This window comes from Mycobacterium sp. NGS45 (assembly GCF_059812645.1).
Genome location: NZ_JCALDB010000021.1, coordinates 15409 through 37068 on the forward strand (window position 1 = coordinate 15409; position 21660 = coordinate 37068).

22 protein-coding genes are annotated in these 21660 nt (G+C 69.6%); 9 read left to right on the top strand and 13 right to left on the bottom strand.

Annotated features, from left to right (window positions below):
- The first annotated feature begins 17 nt into the window (after positions 1 to 17).
- Positions 18 to 1358: an arabinofuranan 3-O-arabinosyltransferase gene (gene aftC, locus AC5Y3P_RS17850; protein WP_500047259.1), complete on the top strand. Its 1341-nt coding sequence runs from the start codon at positions 18 to 20 to the stop codon at positions 1356 to 1358.
- The gene (gene msrB / locus AC5Y3P_RS17855) at positions 1355 to 1783 is read left to right on the top strand and encodes a peptide-methionine (R)-S-oxide reductase MsrB (RefSeq protein WP_500047260.1); all 429 of its coding nucleotides are present in this window, start codon (positions 1355 to 1357) and stop codon (positions 1781 to 1783) included. Before aftC ends, msrB begins: the two co-directional genes overlap by 4 nt.
- 19 nt (positions 1784 to 1802) lie before the next feature.
- On the opposite strand, the gene hemQ is transcribed toward msrB, so the two are convergent.
- From hemQ to hemE, 3 genes are all read right to left on the bottom strand, one after another.
- A complete protein-coding gene (gene hemQ / locus AC5Y3P_RS17860; protein ID WP_500047261.1) occupies positions 1803 to 2495 on the bottom strand; it encodes a hydrogen peroxide-dependent heme synthase in 693 nt (230 codons plus the stop codon).
- A 68-nt stretch (positions 2496 to 2563) separates the two neighbouring features.
- Complete coding sequence (locus tag AC5Y3P_RS17865; RefSeq protein ID WP_500047262.1) at positions 2564 to 3910, bottom strand: protoporphyrinogen oxidase; 1347 nt, start codon at positions 3908 to 3910, stop codon at positions 2564 to 2566.
- A complete protein-coding gene (gene hemE / locus AC5Y3P_RS17870) occupies positions 3907 to 4968 on the bottom strand; it encodes a uroporphyrinogen decarboxylase (protein ID WP_500047263.1) in 1062 nt (353 codons plus the stop codon). Before hemE ends, AC5Y3P_RS17865 begins: the two co-directional genes overlap by 4 nt.
- An 89-nt stretch (positions 4969 to 5057) precedes the next feature.
- Between hemE and AC5Y3P_RS17875 the strand changes: the two genes are divergently transcribed.
- Both AC5Y3P_RS17875 and AC5Y3P_RS17880 read left to right on the top strand, forming a co-directional pair.
- Positions 5058 to 5639 (top strand): DUF3000 domain-containing protein, encoded by a 582-nt coding sequence (locus tag AC5Y3P_RS17875; RefSeq protein ID WP_500047264.1) that lies wholly within the window; start codon positions 5058 to 5060, stop codon positions 5637 to 5639.
- A 3-nt stretch (positions 5640 to 5642) separates the two neighbouring features.
- Positions 5643 to 6941 carry an HRDC domain-containing protein gene (locus AC5Y3P_RS17880; protein ID WP_500047265.1) on the top strand — a complete coding sequence of 433 codons (1299 nt, stop codon included), beginning with the start codon at positions 5643 to 5645 and terminating at the stop codon, positions 6939 to 6941.
- On the opposite strand, the gene AC5Y3P_RS17885 is transcribed toward AC5Y3P_RS17880, so the two are convergent.
- The gene (locus AC5Y3P_RS17885; protein WP_500047335.1) at positions 6938 to 8110 is read right to left on the bottom strand and encodes an alpha/beta hydrolase family protein; all 1173 of its coding nucleotides are present in this window, start codon (positions 8108 to 8110) and stop codon (positions 6938 to 6940) included. The genes AC5Y3P_RS17880 and AC5Y3P_RS17885 overlap by 4 nt on opposite strands.
- Before the next feature lie 70 nt (positions 8111 to 8180).
- The gene (gene dxs, locus AC5Y3P_RS17890) at positions 8181 to 10094 is read right to left on the bottom strand and encodes a 1-deoxy-D-xylulose-5-phosphate synthase (protein WP_500047266.1); all 1914 of its coding nucleotides are present in this window, start codon (positions 10092 to 10094) and stop codon (positions 8181 to 8183) included.
- A gap of 173 nt (positions 10095 to 10267) precedes the next feature.
- On the opposite strand from dxs, the gene AC5Y3P_RS17895 reads away from it, so the two are divergent.
- Positions 10268 to 11536: a polysaccharide pyruvyl transferase family protein gene (locus AC5Y3P_RS17895; protein WP_500047267.1), complete on the top strand. Its 1269-nt coding sequence runs from the start codon at positions 10268 to 10270 to the stop codon at positions 11534 to 11536.
- Here AC5Y3P_RS17895 and nhaA read toward each other — a convergent pair.
- From nhaA to AC5Y3P_RS17910, 3 genes are read right to left on the bottom strand one after another with little or no spacing between them, the layout of a single operon-like run.
- Positions 11515 to 12801, bottom strand: a complete 1287-nt coding sequence (gene nhaA, locus AC5Y3P_RS17900) for a Na+/H+ antiporter NhaA (RefSeq protein ID WP_500047268.1) — start codon at positions 12799 to 12801, stop codon at positions 11515 to 11517. The genes AC5Y3P_RS17895 and nhaA overlap by 22 nt on opposite strands.
- Positions 12802 to 12819: 18 nt before the next feature.
- Positions 12820 to 13989, bottom strand: coding sequence for a class I SAM-dependent RNA methyltransferase (locus AC5Y3P_RS17905; RefSeq protein WP_500047269.1), 1170 nt, complete (start codon positions 13987 to 13989; stop codon positions 12820 to 12822).
- Complete coding sequence (locus tag AC5Y3P_RS17910; protein WP_500047270.1) at positions 13986 to 15983, bottom strand: APC family permease; 1998 nt, start codon at positions 15981 to 15983, stop codon at positions 13986 to 13988. The genes AC5Y3P_RS17905 and AC5Y3P_RS17910 overlap by 4 nt, the downstream gene beginning before the upstream one ends.
- Before the next feature lie 91 nt (positions 15984 to 16074).
- On the opposite strand from AC5Y3P_RS17910, the gene AC5Y3P_RS17915 reads away from it, so the two are divergent.
- Both AC5Y3P_RS17915 and AC5Y3P_RS17920 read left to right on the top strand, forming a co-directional pair.
- Entirely contained in the window at positions 16075 to 16749 is a 675-nt protein-coding gene (locus AC5Y3P_RS17915) for a potassium channel family protein (RefSeq protein ID WP_500047271.1), read from the top strand.
- 37 nt (positions 16750 to 16786) lie between these two features.
- Complete coding sequence (locus AC5Y3P_RS17920; RefSeq protein WP_500047272.1) at positions 16787 to 17452, top strand: potassium channel family protein; 666 nt, start codon at positions 16787 to 16789, stop codon at positions 17450 to 17452.
- Here AC5Y3P_RS17920 and AC5Y3P_RS17925 read toward each other — a convergent pair.
- Both AC5Y3P_RS17925 and AC5Y3P_RS17930 read right to left on the bottom strand, forming a co-directional pair.
- Positions 17449 to 18153 (bottom strand): DUF3159 domain-containing protein, encoded by a 705-nt coding sequence (locus tag AC5Y3P_RS17925; RefSeq protein WP_500047273.1) that lies wholly within the window; start codon positions 18151 to 18153, stop codon positions 17449 to 17451. The two genes, AC5Y3P_RS17920 and AC5Y3P_RS17925, sit on opposite strands and share 4 nt — an antisense overlap.
- 87 nt (positions 18154 to 18240) lie before the next feature.
- Entirely contained in the window at positions 18241 to 18612 is a 372-nt protein-coding gene (locus AC5Y3P_RS17930) for an OB-fold nucleic acid binding domain-containing protein (protein WP_500047274.1), read from the bottom strand.
- 123 nt (positions 18613 to 18735) lie between these two features.
- Here AC5Y3P_RS17930 and AC5Y3P_RS17935 point away from each other — a divergent pair, with 123 nt between their 5' ends.
- Entirely contained in the window at positions 18736 to 19449 is a 714-nt protein-coding gene (locus tag AC5Y3P_RS17935; protein WP_500047275.1) for an alpha/beta fold hydrolase, read from the top strand.
- Between the two features lie 20 nt (positions 19450 to 19469).
- Here AC5Y3P_RS17935 and AC5Y3P_RS17940 read toward each other — a convergent pair whose 3' ends face one another.
- Together AC5Y3P_RS17940 and dut are read right to left on the bottom strand one after the other, a co-directional pair.
- Complete coding sequence (locus AC5Y3P_RS17940; RefSeq protein WP_500047276.1) at positions 19470 to 20270, bottom strand: DUF3710 domain-containing protein; 801 nt, start codon at positions 20268 to 20270, stop codon at positions 19470 to 19472.
- Entirely contained in the window at positions 20267 to 20731 is a 465-nt protein-coding gene (dut, locus tag AC5Y3P_RS17945) for a dUTP diphosphatase (RefSeq protein WP_500047277.1), read from the bottom strand. Before dut ends, AC5Y3P_RS17940 begins: the two co-directional genes overlap by 4 nt.
- Positions 20732 to 20756: 25 nt before the next feature.
- Between dut and AC5Y3P_RS17950 the strand changes: the two genes are divergently transcribed.
- Positions 20757 to 21233: a DUF3093 domain-containing protein gene (locus tag AC5Y3P_RS17950; protein ID WP_500047278.1), complete on the top strand. Its 477-nt coding sequence runs from the start codon at positions 20757 to 20759 to the stop codon at positions 21231 to 21233.
- 10 nt (positions 21234 to 21243) lie between these two features.
- Here AC5Y3P_RS17950 and AC5Y3P_RS17955 read toward each other — a convergent pair whose 3' ends face one another.
- Entirely contained in the window at positions 21244 to 21546 is a 303-nt protein-coding gene (locus tag AC5Y3P_RS17955) for a DUF4193 domain-containing protein (protein WP_500047279.1), read from the bottom strand.
- Positions 21547 to 21660 lie beyond the last annotated feature (114 nt).

Below are 21660 nucleotides of genomic sequence, written 5' to 3' on the forward strand. Positions count from 1 at the left end.
GACCACCGGACACCCCGGTGTACGGTGCGGTCGTGACGGCGACCGAATCCCGACCCACGGACCCCCGCCCAGGCCTCATCGACCGCCTGCTGGCCGGGCTGCGACCACGCACCAGCGCACCGTCCACCGCCGAGGTGGTGCGCAGTGCGCTGTGGCCGCTGGCCATCATGGCGATCATCCACCGCAGCTACGTGCTGGCCGCCAACGGCTACATCACCGACGACTTCGGCCCGGTCTACAACGCGGTCAGCAACCTGCGTCGCGGCCTGCCGATCTACGCCGAGAACTTCGACTACGTCGACCCGCACTACCTGTACCCGCCGGGCGGCACCCTGCTGATGGCGCCGTTCGGCTATCTGCCGGTGTTCGCCGCGCACAACTGGTACGTCGCGCTCAACACCGTCGCGATGATCGCCGCCGCCATGCTGCTGGTGCGGATGTTCGGCTTCTCGCTCAAATCGGTGGCGCTGCCCGCGCTGCTGCTGGCGATGTTCTGCACCGAATCGGTCACCAACACCATCGTGTTCACCAACATCAACGGCGCCATCCTGCTGGGCGAAGTGCTGTTCTTGCGCTGGCTGCTGGCCGGCGGGGCGCGCGCTGAACTGCTGGCCGGGGTGGCGATCGGACTCACCCTGGTGGTCAAACCGGTGCTGGCGCCGCTGCTGCTGCTGCCGTTCCTGAACCGGCAATGGGGCGTGTTCGTCACCGCTTTCGGCGTCCCGGTGTTCTTCAACGCGCTGGCCGTGCTGAGCCCGATCGAGCGGCTGCGGGTGAGCGACCCGATGAACTTCGTCAACCGCACCCTGCCCTACCTGATGGAGACCCGGGATTACTTCAACTCCTCGGTGGTGGGCAACGGCACCTACTACGGTCTGCCGGGCTGGCTGATCCTGGGCCTGCGGGTGTTGTTCGTGCTGCTGGCCGCGGTGAGCCTGTGGCTGCTCTACCGCTACTACCGCACCCGGGACCCGCTGTTCTGGATGCTGACCTCCTCGGGCGTGCTCCTGGTCACGTCCTGGCTGGTGCTCTCCCTGGCGCAGGGCTACTACTCGATGATGCTGTTCCCGTTCTTGATGACGGTGGTGCTGAAGAATTCGGTGCTACGCAACTGGCCGGCCTGGTTGGCCAGCTACGGGTTCTTGACCATGGACCGCTGGTTGATGTGGCGCTGGCCCACCACCGGCCGATTCCTGGAGTACATGAAGATCACCTACGGCTGGTCGCTGTTGCTGATCGTGGTGTTCTGCGTGTTGTTCTACCGCTATCTGGACGCTCGGGCCGAGGACCGCCTGGACGACGGCATCGACCCGCCGTGGATGACGCCGGACCGGCGGCAGGCTAGCGTGGATGCATGACCGGACAGCCCACCGATCTGCCTGCCCCGAAAGTCACCCTCACCGATGACGAGTGGCGTCAGCGGCTGACCCCCGAGGAGTTCGCGGTACTGCGTCGGGCCGGCACCGAGCGCCCCGGCGTCGGTGAGTACACCAACACCCGCACCGAGGGGATCTACAACTGCCGCGCCTGCGGCGTCGAATTGTTCCGCAGCACAGAGAAATTCGAGTCGCACTGCGGCTGGCCGTCGTTCTTCGACCCGTCCCACTCGGATGCGGTGCTACTGCGCCCGGACGACTCGCACGGTATGCACCGCGTCGAGGTGCTGTGCGCCAACTGCCATTCGCATCTGGGCCACGTGTTCAGCGGTGAGGGCTACCCGACGCCGACCGATCAGCGCTACTGCATCAACTCCATCTCGCTGCGGCTGGTGCCGGCCGAGTAGCGGTATCCGACCGCGCCGGCTACGGCAGCGCGGTGACGATGTCCTCGATGCTGCGCCGCGGACCGGTGAAGAACGGGGTTTCCTCGCGGACGTGCCGACGCGCATCGGTGTAGCGCAGTTTCCACATCAGTTCGACGATGCGGGCCAGATCGGGGCCTTCGAAGGCCAGCACCCACTCGTAGTCGCCGAGCGCGAACGCCGGCACGGTGTTGGCCCGCACATCCGGGTATTCGCGGCCCTCCATGCCGTGTTCGACGAGCATCCGGCGGCGCTCGTCGTCGGGCAGTAGGTACCACTCCAGTGACCGCACGAACGGGTACACGCACACGTAGTCACCGGCGGGCTCACCGGCCACGAACGACGGGATGTGGCTCTTGTTGAATTCGGCCGGCCGGTGCAACGCGGCCACACTCCAGACCGGTTCGGAGACCCGGCCCAGTTGGGTGCGGCGGAAACCGGTGTAGGTGGCTTGCAGGTCCTCGATCCGCTCGGCGTGCGTCCAGAACATGAAGTCGGCGTCGCCTCGCATGCCGGCCACGTCGTAGATGCCGCGGACCACGACGCCCTTGTCCTCCTGCTGTTTGAAGAAGGTTGCGGCATCGTCGATCACCTCGGTTCGGTCCTCCCCGAGTTCGCCCGGGATCACGGCGAACACCGAGATCATCATGTACCGCGTGGTGGCGTTGAGTTTGTCGTAATCCAGCTTGGCCATGCCATCCATGGTGCCACTGTCGGCCGCCCCGTCGACTGTCGGGTCAATTACCCCGTGGCGTGCGGTTTTTAGCGTCCCAACTGCAGCGACTCCACGGCTTTGCCGGCCGCGGCCACACAGGCCGGCACCCCGATGCCGTCCAGGAACGCCCCGGCGACGGCCAGACCGGGCGGCAGCCCGGCCCGGATCTCGGCGGCCAGGCGGGCATGTCCGGGCGCGTACTGCGGCATCGCGTCGAGCCAGCGCTGCACCCGGACGTCCACAGGTTCGACATCGATGCCGAACACCGTCGCCAGATCGGACACCGCCCAGCTGACCAAGGTGTCATCGGAGGTGTTGGCCGCGATGGTGTCGCCGAACCGGCCGAACGACAACCGCAGCAACTCGACGTTGCCGCGCTGCCCCCACTTGCGGCCCGACAGCGTGATCGCCTTGGCGTGCAACCGTTCCGAACTGGCCACCAGCACCCCCGACTGCTGTGGCAACGGCGTGCCGCCGGGCACTGCGAGCGCCACCACCGCCGAGGACGCAGTCTGGATCCGGGCCGCGGCGCCGGCATTGGCGGCGGCTATCGGGGCCAGTAGCGGCGCCAGCCGCGGTGCCGGCAGCGCCAGCACAACGGCGTCGGCAGGATGTTCGACGCCCTCGTCGTCGCACACGATCCAGCCGCGGCCGTCGCGCATCAGGGCCCGGACTGCGCGCTGCTGCCACACCAATGCGCTGGCCGCCTGCAGCGCGGTCAGCAGCACCTGATAGCCGCCGTCCACCGCACCGAAGATCGGGGCGCTCGGGCCGGTCGGCAACACCGAGCGCACGGCCTCGCTCAGGCTGGGTGCCCCCCGGTCCAGCGCCGCGGCCACCGTCGGGACCGCCGAACGCAGACCGATGCTGGCCGCCGACCCCGCGTACACCCCGGCCAGCATGGGGTCCACCGAACGGGCCACCACCTGTTCACCGAACCGGTCGGCGACGAGTTCGGCGACCGTCGGATCGGCGCCTGCCCGCCACGGCAGGGCGCGGCGCGGCTCCTCGGTCATCCAGGCCGCGGTGCGCGCGTCGATCAGCTCACCCATGCCGCCCGGCGAACTGGGAATGCCGTTGACCGTGCCGGTCGGCAGCGGGTACAGCCGGGCGCCGGCGTAGATCAGCGGACGCACGCCGGTAGTGGAACGCTGCGCATCGGCCAGCCCCAGCTCGGCCAGCAGCGCCGGCACCTCGGGGCGGCGCACCACGAACGCTTCGGCACCCACGTCCAGCGGCTGGCCGCCCACCTGTTCGGTGCGCAAGATACCACCGAGCCGATCGGCCGGATCGAACACCGAGATGGTGGCGTCCGGCCCGACCGCGCGGCGCAGCCGGTACGCCGCCGTCAGCCCGGAGATGCCTCCCCCGACGACGGCATAGCGGCGGTTCACAACGAGTGCACCAGCGCCACCAGGTCGGTGAGCAATCCGGCGTCGGTGGCCGGCAACACGCCGTGGCCCAGGTTGAACACGTGCCCGGCCGCACCGGCCGCGACCGCGGCCCGGCCGTCGGCGACAACGGCGCGCGCGGCCCGCTCGGTGGGTTCCCAGCCGGCCAGCAGCACCACCGGATCCAGATTGCCCTGCACTGCATGTCCGGGCTGGATGCGGGCGGCGGCATCGACCAGCGCGGTGCGCCAATCCACCCCGACCATGTGGCCGGCGCCCGGCCCCAACGCTTCGGACATGGCGCCCAGCAGTTCGGCGGTGCCGACCCCGAAATGCGTCATCGGCACCCCGGCCGCGCCGACCTCGGCGAACACCCGGGCGCTGTGCGGCAGCACGTACTCGCGGTAATCGGCCAGGGCCAGCGTGCCGGCCCAGGAATCGAACATCTGGATGGCATCCACCCCGGCCGCCAACTGCAGCTGCAGGAACCCGATCGTGACGTCGGCCAGCGCGCTCATCAGGGCATGCCAGGTGTCCGGCTCGCCCAGCATCATCGCCTTGGTGCGTTCGTGATGCTTGCTGGGGCCGCCTTCGACCAGGTAGGAGGCCAGCGTGAACGGGGCCCCGGCGAAACCGATCAGCGCAACGTCGCCGAGTTCGCGGGTCAGCGCGGTGACCGCGCTGGTCACCGGCTCGAGCTGGTCAGCGTCCAGTGGACGCAGGGCTGCCACGTCAGCGGCCCGACGGATCGGCGTGTCGATCACCGGCCCGACGTCGGGGACGATGTCCAGCCCGATGCCGGCCGCGCGCAACGGCACCACGATGTCGGAGAACAGAATCGCGGCGTCGACTCGATGCCGGCGCACCGGCTGCAGCGTGATCTCGGTCACCAACTCGGCGTTGAAACAGGAGTCCAACATGCCGTGATTGGCCCGCAGGGCACGGTATTCGGGCAGGGAACGGCCGGCCTGACGCATGAACCACACCGGCACATGGGACGGTGTACGGCCCGATGCCGCGGCCAGATACGGCGAGTCGGGCAGGTCACGACGGGTAGTCATCGGCTCACATGCTGCCATTGTCGGCTCGAGGCCGCCAAAACGGCGCGCCTGCCACCGACCGGGGCCCGACAGGTCTACCGTCAATCGGCGTGACCTCCGGTGAACCGGCTGAATTCCGCGCCGCTGTTGCGGCGATGAGCGCCGCCACCGTGCGGCCGGAAATCGAGCTGGGGCCGATCCGGCCGCCGCAGCGGCTGGCGCCGTACAGCTATGCCGTCGGCGCCGAGGTCAAGCACCCCGAAGTCGCGCAGATCCCCGAACAGTCCGATGGTGACGCGTTCGGGCGGCTGATCCTGCTGCACGACCCCGAGGGCGCCGATGCCTGGGACGGCACCATGCGGCTGGTCGCCTACATCCAGGCCGACCTGGACTCCAGTGAGGCGATCGACCCGCTGCTGCCCGAGGTGGCCTGGAGCTGGCTGGTGGATGCCCTGGAGGTGCGCCGGGAGCATGTCACCGCGCTGGGCGGCACCGTCACCGCCACCACCTCGGTGCGCTACGGCGACATCTCCGGCCCGCCGCGCGCGCATCAACTGGAGATGCGGGCCTCCTGGACCGCGCTGACCTCCGAACTCGATCTACACGTGCAGGCGTTCTGCGAGGTGCTCGAACATGCCGCAGGCCTGCCGCCGGTCGGGGTGACCGATCTCGGCTCCCGTTCCCGCGCGTAACCGATGACCGCATCCCAGACCTCGCCCGACGATGCCACCGGACCCGATCTCGTCGAAGCCGCAGCTCGCGACGATGCGGCACGGACCGAGTTCCCCGAACCGATCCCGCTGGTCGCGCCGGCCGACGGTGTCCCCCAGGTGGCGGTGTACGCCGACCAAATCGCTTCGGCCGCAGAGTTTCTGGCCTCGGGTTCGGGTCCGTTCGCAGTTGATGCCGAACGCGCTTCGGGGTTCCGCTACTCCAACCGCGCCTATCTGATCCAGATCCGCCGGGCCGGGGCCGGCACGGTGCTCATCGATCCGGTCAGCCACGGCCGCGACCCGCTGACCACCATGGCGCCGGTCGCCGAGGTGCTGGACACCGACGAGTGGATCCTGCACGCGGCCGACCAGGACCTGCCCTGCCTGGCCGAACTGGGTATGCGGCCGCCGGCGCTGTATGACACCGAACTGGCCGGCCGGCTGGCCGGCTTCGACAAGGTGAACCTGGCCGCCATGGTGCACCGGTTGCTGGGGCTGGGACTGGCCAAGGGGCACGGCGCGGCCGACTGGTCCAAACGTCCACTGCCGGAATCCTGGCTCAACTACGCCGCGTTGGACGTCGAGGTGCTCATCGAACTGCGCTACGAGATCGCCACGGTGCTCGACGAGCAGGGTAAGACCGATTGGGCCGCAGAGGAATTCGAGCATCTGCGGACCTACCAGGCGCAACCCACCCGGCGCGACCGGTGGCGGCGCACCTCGGGCATCCACAAGGTGCGCAACCGTCGTGCACTGGCCGAGGTACGCGAGTTGTGGCTCGCGCGCGACCACATCGCCCGGCGCCGCGATGTCGCGCCCGGCCGGATCCTGCCCGACTCGTCGATCATCGCCGCGGCGCTGGCCGACCCCAAGAGCGTCGAGGAGCTGACCGCGCTGCCGGTGTTCGGCGGGCCGAAACAGCGTCGCAGCGCCCACATCTGGCTGGCCGCCCTGGACGCCGGCCGCAACGACCCAGAGCCGCCGGCGGCGTCCGAACCGCACAACGGCCCGCCCCCGGCGGTGCGCTGGAGCAAACGCAAACCCGAGGCGGCGGCGCGGCTGGACGCGGCCCGCGCCGCGCTGGCTGAGGTGTCGGAACGGGTCGGCATCCCGAGCGAAAACCTGCTGTCCCCCGAGCTGGTGCGCCGACTGTGCTGGGACTGGACGGCCGGACCGGATACCGCCGAGCGGATCGACGCGTTCCTGGCCGCTGCAGGAGCCCGCAGCTGGCAACGGGCGCTGAGCGTACCGGCGCTCGCCGAGGCGCTGAGCGGGTCTTAGGGCTGCGCGAACAGCTGCGCCACGAACGGCGTCGAGTCGCGCATCGAGGCCAACACCGCGCTGGAGTGGTCGTCGTCGGGATAGACCTGCAGCTGGACCTGTTGGCCGGCGGCCCGCAACTGCTCGGCGAAGTTCAGGGTCAGCTCGGGTGGCACGTCACGGTCGAGCAGGCCGACGCCGAGGAAGATGGGCCGATCGAAACCGGACTGTGGAGTGCCCAGGTACTGGTCGACGAATTCGACGTAGCCGGGCAACCGGGCGGGCGCCGCGGCGAAGAATCCGGGAATCGTCATGTCGGTGAGCGCGTCGGCGAGTTGGTGCACGCACAACGTCTCGGCCTGCTCGGCGGCGGCAAGGCCGGCCGGGGTGAGCACCTGGTCCAGACCCAGCGCCGGGTTCGCCTCGCGCAGCGCCGCCACGATGTAGGCGGTGTAGGCGTTGGCGACCGGGGCCAGATTGGCCGGGGTCTCCATGTCCGGGCCGGCCTGGGCGACCAGCCGCGAAACGTTGGCCGGTGTGCCGGTGGCAACCACACCCCGGTAGTCCAGACCCGAGCCGGCGCTGAATTCGGTTGCCCAGCGCGCGGTATCGATGGCCGCTCCCCCACCCTGGGACTGGCCGACCACGGCCCACTGCGGGGACAGCGGCGCGTCGAGTTCGTGCGCGGCGATCACCGCGTCGACGATGCCGTGCGCGGTGGCGGTGCCGTTGAGGTAGCTCATCAGGCCGGGCGTTCCCAGACCGACGTAGTCGGCGGCCACCACCGCGTAACCCTGATCCAGCCAGTGCGACAGGTACTCGTTGTCGCGCGGGCTGCGCGGGTGCGCCGACGGCGTGCAGTCGTCACCCAGCCCGACGGTGCCGTGGGCCCAGGCGATCACCGGCCAACCACCTTCTGGCGCCGGGCTTTTCGGCGTGAAGAGCACGGCGGTGCCGACCGCGGGTCGATCGTGCTGATCGACCGTCGCGTACAGGTACCGGTAGGCGGCGGCCGCACCGGCCACCGACAGCGCCGGATCGAGCGGTTCGGAGATGATCCAGGAACCGGGCGCCGGGATGTGCTCCGAGTAGAACCGGGCATCCAGACCAGACCAGTTGGGTGCGGCAGTCGGTGCCGCCGTCGCAGCCGGCAGGCCGCCGAACAGCAACGCCGCCGCGGCGACCACGATGACACCGATGCTCCGAAGGCTCGTCACGCTGCCACCCTAAGCCACTGCGACGTCGAACGGCCCGACTGGCTCAGTCCAGGGGTTGACCCACCGCGGAGTCGTTGACCGAACTGCCCAGCGCGGCAATCCAACCGGTGATCCGGCGGGCCACGTCCTGGGCGGTCAGGCCGATCTGGGACAGCAGTTCACCGCGGGAGGCGTGTTCCAGGAATGCTTGCGGCACACCGACGTCGCGGCACGGCACGTCGATCTCGGCATGCCGCAGCGCAGCCGACACCGCCGATCCGATACCGCCGGCTACCCCGTTGTCCTCGCAGGTGACCACCAGCTTGTGGGTGCGTGCCAACGCGTGGATCGGCTGCGGAACCGGCAGCACCCAACGCGGATCCACCACCGTGACCCCGATGCCCTGATTGCGCAGCCGCTCGGCGATCGCCAGTGCAGTCGATGCCATCGCGCCCACCGCCACCAGCAGCACATCGGCCGACAGCGACTCCGCGGGTTCGGCCAGGATGTCGACGCCGTCCTGGCGGCGCACCGCGGGCACATCCACGCCGACGTCGCCCTTCGGGAAGCGCAGCGCGGTGGGGCCGTCCTTGACGGCGAGCGCTTCGCGCAGTTCTTCGCGCAGCCGGGCGCCGTCGCGCGGAGCCGCCACTCGGATGCCGGGCACGACGCCCAGGATCGACAGATCCCACATCCCGTTGTGGCTCGCGCCGTCCGGGCCGGTGACACCGGCGCGGTCGAGCACCAGGGTGACCGGGAGCTGATGCATGGCAACGTCCATCAGCAGCTGGTCGAAAGCCCGATTGAGGAAGGTGGAGTAGATCGCCACCACCGGGTGCAAGCCGCCCATGGCCAGGCCGGCCGCCGAGGTCATGGCGTGCTGCTCGGCGATGCCGACGTCGAACAGCCGGTCCGGGTAGCGGGCCCCGAACGCCGACAGCCCGGTGGGGCCGGGCATGGCGGCGGTGATCGCCACCACGTCGCGGCGCCGCGCGGCGATCCGGATCAGCTCGTCGGAGAACGTCGCGGTCCAGCCGGGGGCGGCTACGGACGTGGCCAGTCCGGTGACCGGGTCGATGACGCCGCAGGCGTGCATCTGCTCAGCCTCATCGGCCTCGGCCGGTCCGAACCCGTTGCCCTTGCGGGTGACCACATGGACGATCACCGGCGCATTGAATCCGCGGGCGTGGCGCAGCGCGGCCTCCACGGCGTGCTCGTCGTGGCCGTCGATCGGGCCGACGTACTTCAGACCGAGGTCGGTGAACATGGCCTGCGGCTGTAGCGCGTCCTTGATGCCGGCCTTGACCGAGTGCATGCAGTGGTAGCAGAACTCGCCGATCACCGGCACCCCGCGCACCACTTCGCGGCCCTTCTCCAGGATCTTCTCGTAGCCGGGCTGCAGCCGCAGCGCAGCCAGGTGATCGGCCAGACCGCCGATCGTGGGTGCGTAGCTGCGACCGTTGTCGTTGACCACGATCACCACCGGCAGCTTGGCCGCGGCGATGTTGTTCAGCGCTTCCCAGCACATGCCGCCGGTCAGGGCTCCATCGCCGACCACGGCCACCACGTGCCGGTTGCGGTGCCCGCTGAGTTCGAAGGCCTTGGCCAGGCCGTCGGCGTAGGACAGCGCCGCCGAGGCATGGCTGGATTCGACCCAGTCATGGTCGCTCTCGGCGCGGCTCGGATAACCCGACAGCCCGTCCTTCTTGCGCAGCGTGTCGAAGTCACCGGCCCGGCCGGTCAGGATCTTGTGCACATAGGACTGATGCCCGGTGTCGAAGATGATCGGGTCGTACGGCGAATCGAAGACCCGGTGCAGGGCGAGCGTCAGCTCGACGACACCCAAATTGGGTCCCAGGTGCCCCCCGGTGGCAGCCACCTTGTGGATCAGGAAATCGCGGATCTCCTTGGCCAAGTCACCGAGCTGTGACTGTGAAAGGTGCTGCAGATCAGCGGGACCGCGGATCTGTTCAAGCATCCCGCCAGTGTACGCAGAACCTCGGCGCCGGCCCCGGAAGGTACGCTACGGTGACTGCCAGCAAATTCACAGGTCGGTGCCCAAGATCGGCTGGACGCAGACGGGTATGACGACGTCAGGACCCGTTCCGGCCCGAGTCGCCGCTGCGGCGAGAGCAACGGAGGGACTCGTTGATGAATCGCGTCACGTCCCCCGTCGAGGCCCGCGAAGCACCCACCCGCGGTGACCAACTCGTCTACCTGGTGGCCCCGGGCGGGCACCCCAACTACGGCGACGAATTCATCCTGCGGTCCTGGCTGCGCTACCTGGCCCGGGTCCGGCCCGATGCGCACGTCGTGGTGGACTGCCACACCCCCGGGCAGGCCGCGGTGCTGCTCAAGCGCGCTCACCCGCGGGTCAGCTTCGTCGACACGCTGTGGCGGATCTGTTTTGAGACCGCGCAGCTGCCGGTCGCAGACGCGGTGACCGAGGCCCGCTCAGTGCTCGCCGAGCCGGGGCGGATGCCGCGTCTGGTCTCGGGGGTTGAGCTGCTCGCCCGCGCGCCGATCGTGCACCTGATCGGCGGCGGCTACCTGAACACGGTGTGGCCGCACCATCTGTCTCTGCTGGCCGCCGCGGGTGCGGCCGCCCGGCAGTTCGGCACCCGGGCGGTGGCCACCGGGCAGGGATTGCTGCCGGTCGGTGACGCCGACCGGCAGGCGTTGCTGCGGCAGCTGTGCGCCGAGTTCGCGGTCTTCGACGTGCGCGACCGCCCGTCCCTGCAGGCGCTGGCCGGCGCCGGATCCCTGACCGGCGACGACGCCTGGCTCGGCGTTGCCGACCCCGGCGTCTACGACACCGTCTCACCGGCCGTCGAACGCGACTTCGTGTTCTGCCTGCAGTCGGACCTGATGACCGACTTCGACGGCGGCCGGGGCACCGACGGCCTGGCCGCGGTGGTCAAGGAGATGACCGAGAGCTGGCACCTGGACGGCCGCACGGTGGCCTTCGTCGAGTGCATCCCCGGCCCCGACCGGATCGTCTACGACCAGGTCGCCGGCCTGTTGCCGGGTGCGGTCTTCATGCCGTTCAGCGAGCTGTGGCAGCGCGGTCTGCCGGCGCGGGCCGGGCAAAGGTGGATCAGCACCCGGTTCCATCCGCACCTGCTGGCCGCTGCGGCCGGCGCCGGCGGCATCGCGGTGTCCGGCCATCCGGACTACTACTCGGTCAAACACCAGTCGTTGACCGACGCCGGATCACGCTGGCAGATCATCGATTCCGCCACCGTGCCGCCGGCCCCACCGCCGGCCGGCGGCTTCGGCGCCGAGCGCGTCGAGGCGCTGCGCGCGCAGAAGCTGGCCCTGGCCCGAACGCTGTATCCGCCGCGCGCATCCCGGCTGCGCCGTGCGCTGGGCGCGGCACGACAGCTGATCCGGCGCGATCAGGGCTGCGGACCGCGCTGATAGACGTCCGGTACACCGTCCTGGTCGGCATCGAGGGTCTCGGCCAAGTGGATCCGGCGGTAGGCCCGGTTGCGACTGCGCAGCACGACCGCGGCCAGCCCGGCCGCCGCCACGCTGCCGGTCAACACCCCGAGCTTGGCGTACTCACCTAGTTCGGTGCCGTACCCGAAGGCCAACTCGCCGATCAACAACGACACCGTGAAACCGATCCCGGCCAGCAGCGCCACCCCCAGCACGTCACGCCAGGCCAGCTCGTCGTCGAGCCGGGCCCGGGTGAACCGCGCCAACAGGTAGGTCGTCCCGAAAATCCCGATCGGCTTGCCGAACACCAGTCCGGCCAGCACGCCCAGCGTCACCGGATGCTGCAATGCCCCGGTCAGCCCGGACCACCCGCCCACCGTCACGCCGGCGGCGAAGAACGCGAACACCGGGATCGCCACGCCGGCCGACAGCGGCCGGATCAGCTGTTCGAACCGGTCGGTTGCCGCATTTCGGCCCAGCACCGGAACCGTGAACCCCAGCAGCACGCCGGCCACCGTGGCGTGCACTCCGCTGGCGTGCACCAGGGCCCAGGTGCACACCCCGAGCGGGACCAGCAGCCACGACCGGTGCCAGCCGCGTTGGGCGGCCAGGGTGAACAGCCCGGCCGGCAGCAACGCCCAGAGCAACGGGGCCGGGGCCAACTGTTCGGTGTAGAAGAACGCGATCACGCCGATCGCCAACAGATCGTCGACCACCGCCAGGGTGAGCAGGAACAGTCGCAGCGCGGTCGGCAGGAAACTGCCCAGCACCGCCAGCAGCGCGACCGCGAACGCGATGTCGGTGGCCGTCGGCACCGCCCAGCCACCCAGCGTGTCGGTGGATCCGGCGGCGACGTTGACCCCGACGAAGATCAGCGCCGGCACCACCATGCCGCCGACGGCGGCCAGGATCGGCAGAACCGCGCGCGCCGGGTTGCGCAGGTCGCCGGCGACGAATTCGCGTTTGAGTTCGAGTCCGACCACGAAGAAGAAGATGGCCAGCAGTCCGTCGGCGGCCCAGCCGGCCAGGCTGAGGTCCAGATGCAGGGCCGCCGGCCCGACCACGACATCGGAAAGCCGGTGGTAGGCCGCCGAGCCCGGTGAGTTGGCCCAGACCAGGGCCGCCAGCGCGGCGACCAGCAGCACCTTGCCGCCGTTGGACTCGTCACGCAGCACCGTCGCGACCCGGGCGGCCTCCGGCCAGGAGCCGCGGGTCAGCAGCCGCCGCACCGGTCGGTTCGTCACGCCTTCTCCTCGTCCGCTTCAGCGCGTCAGCAGCGCAAAGCACTCGACATGGTGTGTCAACGGGAACGCATCGAACACTCGGATCTGCTCGACCCGGTAGCCGGCCGCCCGGTACAGCCCGATATCCCGCGCGAAAGCTGCCGCCTCACAACCGACATGCACGATACGCGGCACACCGGCGGCGGCGATCGCGTGGATCACCTCGCGGCCGGCGCCGGTGCGCGGCGGATCGAGCACGGCCACGTCGGCCGCGGCCGGTGAGCTGTCGAGGGCACGCCGGACCGACTCGGTGAGCATGGTGACCTGCGGCAGATCCGCCAGCGCCGCCCGGCCGGCCCGGGCCGCGGCGCGCGACGTGTCGACACTGAGCACCCGCCCGATGTTACCGACCGCGGTACCGAGTGCGGCCGCGAAGACGCCCGCCCCGCCGTAGAGATCCCAGGCGGTCATCCCGGGGCTCGCCGCCGCCCACTCGGTCACCAGCTCGCTGTACAGCTCTGCGGCGTCCCGGTGGGCCTGCCAGAACGCCGTCGCGGGGAGCCGCCAGGTGCGCTCGCCGACCCGCTGGACACCCTCGTAGTCACCTTCGACCACCCGAGTCCGGCGCTGCCGGCCGGTGCACACCACATGCCGGTGCCCGTCGTCGTCGAGCACGACGTGCACCTGGTCACCGGGCCGGAACTGATCCTCGGGCAACCCGTCCAGCAGTCCGGCAGGAACCTGCGCACAATTCAGCTCGGTGACCAGCTCGCTGCTGTGGTAGCGGTGAAATCCGGCCCGGCCGTCGGCGCCGACGTCGAGCCGGATCCGAGTGCGCCACCCGGCGGGATCACCGGCACCGAGCGGTTCGGCCGCCCCCGACCAGTCCTGACCACCGAGGCGGGCCAACTGGTTGGCCACCACGGCGCCCTTGAGTTCGCGGGCGGCGGCAGGCCGGACGAAGTCCAGATCACAACAGCCGGCGCCGTCGACGCCGGAGATCGGGCACAGTGCCGCCACCCGGTCGTCGGATGCTTCGACGACCTCGACTACCTCTGCGTGCCAATAGGATCCGCGCTCGGCAGTGACCCGAGCCCGCACCGTCTCACCCGGCAGCGCGTAACGGACGAAGATCACCCGCCCGTCGTGCCGGGCCACGCAGCTACCGCCGTTGGCCGGTGCGTCGATCTGCAGTGTCAGCAGGCTCATTCGATGATTCCCCGTCGGGTGGCACCCGGCGCCGAACCGGGCGGCCGGACCGGCTTCACCCGCTCAGACGAATTCAATTGCCAGGGCACCGAAGTCACCATGACATTGGGCATGAACAGCAGCCGGCCCTTGAGCCGCAGTGCGCTCTGGTTGTGCAGGATCTGCTCCCACCAGCGGCCCACCACGTACTCCGGGATGAATACCGTGACCACGGTCCGGGGCGATTCCTTGGTGATCCGTTTGACGTAATCGAGGACCGGACGCGTGATTTCGCGGTATGGCGAGGCGACCACCTTCAGCGGTACCGAGACGTCGCTTTCCTGCCACTTGTGCACCAACTCGCGGGTCTCGGCGTCATCCACGCTGACCGTGATCGCCTCCAGCAGATCCGGTCGGGTGGCCCGGGCGTACGCCAGGGCGCGCAGGGTGGGCAGGTGCAGTTTGGATACCAGCACCACGGCGTGATTGCGCGACGGCAACACCACGTCGTCGAGATCCTGCTCCCGGGCGGCCAGTTCCCCGGCGATCGCGGCGTAGTGCCGGTGGATGGCCCGCATCAGCAGGAACAGCGCCACCATCGCGACGATCGCGATCCAGGCGCCGACTGCGAACTTGGTCACCAGGACGACGAGCAAAACCGTTCCGGTGCACAGAAATCCGATGGTGTTGATGATCCGGGCCCGCTGCATCCGGGCCCGGGCATCGGGATCGGACTCGGTGCGCAGGTGCCGGGTCCAATGCCGGACCATGCCGATCTGGCTCAGCGTGAACGCGACGAAGACCCCGACGATGTAGAGCTGGATCAGCGCCGTCACCTCGGCATTGAAGGCGACCACGGCGCCGATCGCGGCGATCGCCAGGAACAGGATCCCGTTGGAGAAGGCCAGCCGGTCACCGCGGGTGTGCAGTTGCCGGGGCAGATAGCTGTCCTGGGCCAGGATCGACCCCAACACCGGGAAGCCGTTGAACGCGGTGTTGGCCGCCAGCACCAGGATCAACGCCGTGACCACGGCGACGGCCACGAAACCGATTTGGAATTCCCCGAACACCGCGTGCGCGAGTTGGGCCACCAAGGTCTTCTGGTGATAACCCTCGGGCGTGCCTTCGAGTTGGGTCGCCGGATCCTCGACGATCTGCACCCCGGTCCGCTCGGCCAGCACGATGATCGACATCAGCAAGGCGATCGAGATACCGCCCAGCATCAGCAAGGTGGTGGCGGCATTGCGGCTCTTGGGCTTGCGGAACGCGGGTACGCCGTTGCTGATCGCCTCCACCCCGGTCAGCGCCGCACACCCGGACGAGAAGGCCCGCGCCACCAAGAACACCAGCGCGAAGCCCAGCACGTCACCGTGTTCGGGATGCATCACGAAATCGGCCGACTCCGCGCGGATCTCGTCACCGAGCACCAGGGTGCGGAACAATCCCAGTCCGAGCATGATCGTCATGCCGACGAGGAACGCGTAGGTGGGAATCGCAAAGGCCAGACCCGATTCCCGGATGCCGCGCAGGTTCATCGCCATCAGCAACAAGATCGCACCCACCGCGAAGAGCACCTTGTGCTGGGCCACCAGCGGCACCGCCGAACCGATGTTGGCCATCGCCGAGGACATCGACACCGCAACGGTCAGCACGTAGTCCACCATCAGCGCGCTGGCCACCACCAGGCCCGCGCGCGGACCCAGGTTGGTGGTGACCACCTCGTAGTCGCCACCGCCGGACGGGTAGGCATGCACGTTCTGCCGGTAACTCAGCACCACGATGAGCAACACGAACGCCACCGCCAGCCCGATCCAGGGCGTCATGGTGTACGCGCTCAGGCCGGCCACCGACAGCACCAGGAAGATCTCCTCGGGCGCATAGGCGACCGAGGACATGGCGTCCGACGCGAACACCGGCAGCGCGATCCGCTTGGGCAGCAGCGTGTGGCCCAACTTGTCACTGCGGAACGGCCGCCCCAGCACCAGCCGGCGCGTTGCCGTCGAAAGCTTGGACACGAGGGACAAGACTAAGCCCATACGTGGTCGCGGGTGGCGTTCCGGCGTACGGTCAGACCGAGCAACGCGGGACCGGCCGGAAGGACGACAGGTGCGGGTAGTGGTGATGGGGTGCGGCCGGGTTGGAGCGTCCCTCGCTGACGCACTGGCCCGGATCGGTCACGACGTCGCCGTGATCGACCGGGACCCCTCGGCGTTCCAACGGCTTTCGGAGGATTTCCCAGGTGAGCGGGTGCTCGGCATGGGCTTCGATCGTGACGTGCTGGTGCGCTCGGGCATCGAGGAGGCCGGCGCCTTCGCCGCGGTTTCCTCGGGCGACAACTCCAACATCATCTCCGCGCGGGTGGCGCGCGAAACCTTCGGGGTGCAGCGCGTGGTGGCCCGCATCTATGACGCCAAACGCGCCGCGGTCTACGAACGCCTGGGCATTCCGACCGTGGCGACCGTGCCGTGGACGGTCGACCGGTTGTTCAGTGCACTGACCGGTGCGACCGAGACCACCAAGTGGCTCGACCCGACCGGCACCGTGGTGGTGGCCGAAGTGCTGCTGCACGAAGACTGGGTCGGCCACCGGGTCACCGATCTCGAAGAGGCCACCGGGTCGCGGGTCGCATTCCTGATCCGGTTCGGCAGTGGGATCCTGCCCGACGCCAAGACCGTCATCCAGGCCAGCGATCAGGTCTATCTGGCCACGGTGTCCGGCCACGACGCCGAGGCGCTGACGGTCGCGGCCCTGCCCCCCAGTCCCGACCTGGACTCGCCGTGACCCCGGCGCGTCTCCGAGCCAAGGAGCGGCAAGCCCGATGAAAGTCGTCATCGCCGGCGCCGGGGCCGTGGGCCGTTCGATCGCGCGCGAACTGATCGAGAGCGACCACGACGTCACGTTGATCGAACGCAACGTCGAGCACGTCGAACCGGACACCATCCCGGCCGCCCAATGGCGCCTCGGTGACGCCTGCGAGCTGAGTCTGCTGGAGTCGGTGCAGCTCGAGGAGTTCGACGTGGTGATCGCGGCGACCGGCGACGACAAGGCCAACGTGGTGCTGTCGTTGCTGGCCAAGACCGAATTCGCGGTCCCCCGGGTGGTGGCGCGGGTCAATGACCCCCGCAACGAGTGGTTGTTCGACGACTCGTGGGGCGTCGACGTCGCAGTGTCGACACCGCGCATGCTGGCCTCGCTGGTGGAAGAAGCCGTGGCCGTCGGCGACCTGGTGCGGATCATGGAATTCCGGCAATCCGACGCCAACCTGGTCGAGCTCACGCTGCCCGACGACACGCCCTGGGGCGGCAAACCGGTGCGCAAACTGCAACTGCCGCGCGACGCCGCGTTGGTGACGATCCTGCGTGGCAACCGGGTGATCGTCCCGCAAGCCGACGAACCCCTCGAAGGCGGCGACGAACTGTTGTTGGTCAGTGCACCCGAGGTCGAGGACGAACTGCGCGCCCTGCTGTTGCCGAATACCGGCTAATCGGCGGCCAGTTCGGCATCCGGCCGTTCCCCACCCGGCTGGGTGGGCCCCGGTGCGGCGGCCTGGTCGTCGGCGGGCGCGTCGGGCCCAGCGGCAGCCTCGATGGCGCACCGGGCCGCGCGGATCGCCAGGAACGTGATCAACGCCGCGATGGCGGTCAGCGGCCAGCCCATCGCGATCCGGGCCACGCCCAGCAGGCCGGTCTCGTCGGCGTCGTACAGGTGGCGCTGCACGATGAACCGCGACGCGAACACCAGCGCCCAGAGCAGCGTCGCAGCGTCGAAGGCCCGCACCGCGGTGCGCACCGTCCGCCAGTCCTGACCGTGGCCGTACACCCAGCTCCACGCCAGACCGACCGCGGGGCGGCGGATCAGAACCGACAGCGCGAACACCACGGCCCACAGCAGCGATGTCCAGATCCCGAGTAGGAAGTAGCCCTTGGACTCACCGAGCAGGTAGGCGATCAGTGCGCAGATGCCCACGCCCATGAACCCCGACACCGCGGGTTGGGTGGACTCGCGGCGCACCAGCCGGAAGATCAGGATCGCGGCGGCCACGCCGAGGGCGCCGAAGATGGCGGCCCGCAGGCCCAGCGTGCTCGACAGCGGCACGAACACCAGTACCGGCAACGACGAGTAGATCAGGCCGGATATGCCGCCCATCTGGTCCAACAGGGCGTGCTTGCCCGTACGTTCTTGCATCACTTCCTGATTGGTCGGCTCGACGCCGCAGCGCCGGGGTAGGTCATCGACGCTCGCGCGCCGGAGGTGGGTCTCGATGCTCGCGCGTCAGGGCTGGATCTCATAGTGCGGGTTGTAGATCGCCTTGGCCCCATTGTCCAGGGTGCCGAGCCGACCGTGCACCCGCAATGTGCACCCGGACTCGATGCCCGGGATCCGGCGCTGGCCGAGCCAGACCAGGGTGACGGTGTCGGTGCCGTCGAACAGTTCGGCCTTGAGCCCGCCGGCGGCGCCCTTGGGGCTGGTTTCGACGGTGCGCAGCGTCCCGACCATGGTCACCTCCTGGCCGCGCTGACAGTCCACTGCGCGCTGCGCGCCGGTGTTGGCCGCGGCATCAGTGAGCTCCTCGACGTCACGCTGTTCGGGGTCTTCCGTCAGACGACGGGTGAGCCGACGCAGATACCCTTCGGCGGTAGCCATTGACCTCTCCTGCCAATCCGGAAATCCACTCCGCCCACGCCACGGTAGACCCCTTGTCGGCCGAATGCCACGTCGCGGCCACCCCGGCCCGACCGCGGCGCCGGCACAAGGCACGATCGACTCATGACCACCGATCTCACCGGTGTACCGACGGTGCTGTTGCCCGGGACCGGATCCGACGACGACTACGTGAAGCGGGCCTTCGGTCCGGCGCTGCGCGCCGCCGGGGCGGTGCCGATCGCACCCGCACCGCAACCGCGCGCCCTGGTCGACGGGTACCGGCGGGCGCTGGACCAGGCCGCCGCCGGCGGGCCGATCGCAGTGGCCGGGGTGTCGTTGGGCGCAGCCGTCGCGGTGGAGTGGGCGCTGCGGCGTCCCGGCCAGGTGGTGGCGGTGCTGGCTGCGTTGCCGGCCTGGACCGGTGATCCGCACGACGCCCCGGCCGCCTACTCGGCGCGCGCCTCGGCGCTCGAATTGCGCCGCGACGGGCTGGAACTGACCACCGCGCGGATGCGGGCGAGCAGCCCGCAGTGGTTGGGCGACGAGCTGGCCCGATCGTGGCGGGCGTTGTGGCCCGGTCTGCCCGACGCGATGGAGGAAGCCGCCGGGTTCGTGGCGCCCACCCGCGCCGAACTCGAGACGTTGACGGTGCCGCTGGGTATCGCGGCGGCCACCGACGATCCGCTGCATCCGCTGCACATCGGTCAACAGTGGGCGGACGCGGCGCCGAGGGCCGCGCTGCGCACCGTCACCCTCACCGAGCTGGGTACCGACCCGTCGGTCCTCGGCGCGGCCTGTCTGGCCGCGCTGGCCGACCTGGAGCCCGCCGCGGGCTGACCCGGTCCGGCCCGGCAGGTTCAGCCGCCGGTGATGGTGTTGGTTTGGCGCAGCTGCTGCATGGCCGACACGCTGCGCCGAGCCGCCGGTGTCGGCGGCTCGGGTGTGGCCGGCTGGTCGCCTGGGGCCGGCTGACCGGATTGGGCAGCCTGCGCTGCCGCGGCCTGGGCGGCGGCCTCACGCAGCTGGGCGGCCATCGGTTCGGGCAGCGTCACCGGCAGCGGAGTCCGCACCGGCAGCGGCGTGTCGCCGCGACGAACAACGGTGTCGGCCAAGGCGGCTCGCGCCTCGGCTGCCAACGCCTGGATGCTTTCGTTGGTGCCGTTGACCACGCACCGGATCATCCAGCGATAGCCGTCGACACCGATGAACCGCACCGCACCGGCGGCAGCGCCGACGACTTCCCGGCCCCACGGTCCGGTTTCGATGCTGACCTGCGCGGTGTCCTTGCGCAGCGAATCGGCGAGCTCGCTGGCGACCTCACGCCATTGCCCGGCGCTCTTGGGTGCCGCGTAGGCGGCGATGGTGAACCGCCCGTTGGGGGTGACCACCCACACCGCGTTGGGCACGCCGGTCTCGTTGAGTTCGACCTGGACCTGCCCGGCGGCCGGCATCGGGATCAGCACCGAACCGAGATCCAGACGGCCGACCGCCGCCACCTCGGGGTCGTCGAAATCTTCGATGTCGAACGGGCCGTCCTGGTCATCAGCCGCTTCGTCGAGGTCGTCGGGTTCACCCGCCGACTGCACCGGGTCGGCTGCCTCGACCTCGCCGGCGCCGGTGGTGTCGTCCTTTTTCTTGCGTTTACCGAATGCCATCACAGACTCGCATGTCCTCCAGAGGAACCGTGGCCACCTGCGCCACGGGTGGTGTCGTCCAGCCCAGCCTCCTCGAATGAGGCCACTTCGACCAGTTCGGGCAACTCGACGCGCTGCACCAGCAGTTGCGCGATCCGGTCGCCGCGCCGGATCGAGATCGGGGTATCGGGATCGAGGTTGATCAGCGAAACCTTGATCTCGCCACGGTACCCGGCATCGATGGTGCCAGGGCTGTTGACGATCGAAAGCCCAACGCGCGCAGCCAGTCCCGAACGCGGATGGACCAAGCCCACCATTCCCATCGGGATCGCGACGGCGATTCCGGTGGGCACCAGTGCGCGCGCGCCCGGCGCCAGTTCGACGTCCTCGGCACTGCACAGATCGACGCCGGCATCACCCGGGTGCGCGCGGGTCGGCAGGGGCAGATCCGGGTCGAGGCGGACGACCGCCAGGCGAGTACACACGAGGCGACAGACTACCCTTGGGCTGGTGACGGGATCGCGTATCGCCTCGCAAACCACGCGGTATCGCGAACGGTTGTGGGTGCCTTGGTGGTGGTGGCCGCTGGCTGCCGTGGTGGTGGTCGTGATCGGCCTGGAATTCCGCCAGGGCATTCCGGCCGTGCCGGGCTGGGTGTCGTTCGCCGCGCTGAGTGCCGTCGCCGTCGGAACGTTGTTGTGGCTGGGCCGCACCGAAGTCGCGGTGGTGGAACGCGACGGCACCGTGGAGCTGGTCGCCGGGCCCGCGCACCTGCCGATCAGCGTCATCACCCGCACCGCCGAAGTGCCGCGCACCGCCAAGTCGGCGGCGCTGGGCCGCCAACTCGATCCGGCAGCGTTCGTCGTGCATCGGGCCTGGATCGGCCCGATGCTGCTGGCCGTGCTCGACGATCCCGACGATCCCACGCCGTACTGGCTGGTGAGTTGCCGGCACCCGGACCGCATGCTGGCCGCGCTGCGCAGCTGAGTGCCCTCGCTCAGGCCGCGCAGTCGGTGCAGAGCATCACGCCGTTCTTCTCGCTGGCCAGTCGGCTGCGGTGGTGCACCAAGAAACAGCTCGAACAGGTGAACTCATCGGCCTGCTTGGGCACCACTCGTACCGAGAGCTCTTCGCCGGACAGGTCGGCACCAGGCAATTCGAAGGACTCGGCGGACTCGGATTCGTCGACGTCGACGACGGCCGACTGAGCCTCGTTGCGCCGTGCCTTCAGCTCCTCCAGCGAATCCTCGGAAACTTCGTCGGTCTCGGAGCGCCGTGGTGCGTCATAGTCGGTAGCCATCGTTATCGCTTCCCCTCAATGAGTGTTGCAGCACCGCTTTGTACCAGTGCCGAACGCGTCCGCCAAACGATTCGTGCCCGCATAGCGCTCTCTTCAGGTGTGATTTACCTCACA

What these genes read in the sequence shown, in the direction of transcription:
- msrB (WP_500047260.1), top strand. Translation starts at nt 1,355, where the DNA reads ATGACCGGACAGCCCACCGATCTGCCTGCCCCGAAAGTCACCCTCACC.
- hemQ (WP_500047261.1), bottom strand. Translation starts at nt 2,495, where the DNA reads ATGGCCAAGCTGGATTACGACAAACTCAACGCCACCACGCGGTACATG.
- hemE (WP_500047263.1), bottom strand. Translation starts at nt 4,968, where the DNA reads ATGACTACCCGTCGTGACCTGCCCGACTCGCCGTATCTGGCCGCGGCA.
- AC5Y3P_RS17880 (WP_500047265.1), top strand. Translation starts at nt 5,643, where the DNA reads ATGACCGCATCCCAGACCTCGCCCGACGATGCCACCGGACCCGATCTC.
- dxs (WP_500047266.1), bottom strand. Translation starts at nt 10,094, where the DNA reads ATGCTTGAACAGATCCGCGGTCCCGCTGATCTGCAGCACCTTTCACAG.
- AC5Y3P_RS17895 (WP_500047267.1), top strand. Translation starts at nt 10,268, where the DNA reads ATGAATCGCGTCACGTCCCCCGTCGAGGCCCGCGAAGCACCCACCCGC.
- AC5Y3P_RS17905 (WP_500047269.1), bottom strand. Translation starts at nt 13,989, where the DNA reads ATGAGCCTGCTGACACTGCAGATCGACGCACCGGCCAACGGCGGTAGC.
- AC5Y3P_RS17920 (WP_500047272.1), top strand. Translation starts at nt 16,787, where the DNA reads ATGAAAGTCGTCATCGCCGGCGCCGGGGCCGTGGGCCGTTCGATCGCG.
- AC5Y3P_RS17925 (WP_500047273.1), bottom strand. Translation starts at nt 18,153, where the DNA reads ATGCAAGAACGTACGGGCAAGCACGCCCTGTTGGACCAGATGGGCGGC.
- AC5Y3P_RS17930 (WP_500047274.1), bottom strand. Translation starts at nt 18,612, where the DNA reads ATGGCTACCGCCGAAGGGTATCTGCGTCGGCTCACCCGTCGTCTGACG.
- AC5Y3P_RS17935 (WP_500047275.1), top strand. Translation starts at nt 18,736, where the DNA reads ATGACCACCGATCTCACCGGTGTACCGACGGTGCTGTTGCCCGGGACC.
- AC5Y3P_RS17955 (WP_500047279.1), bottom strand. Translation starts at nt 21,546, where the DNA reads ATGGCTACCGACTATGACGCACCACGGCGCTCCGAGACCGACGAAGTT.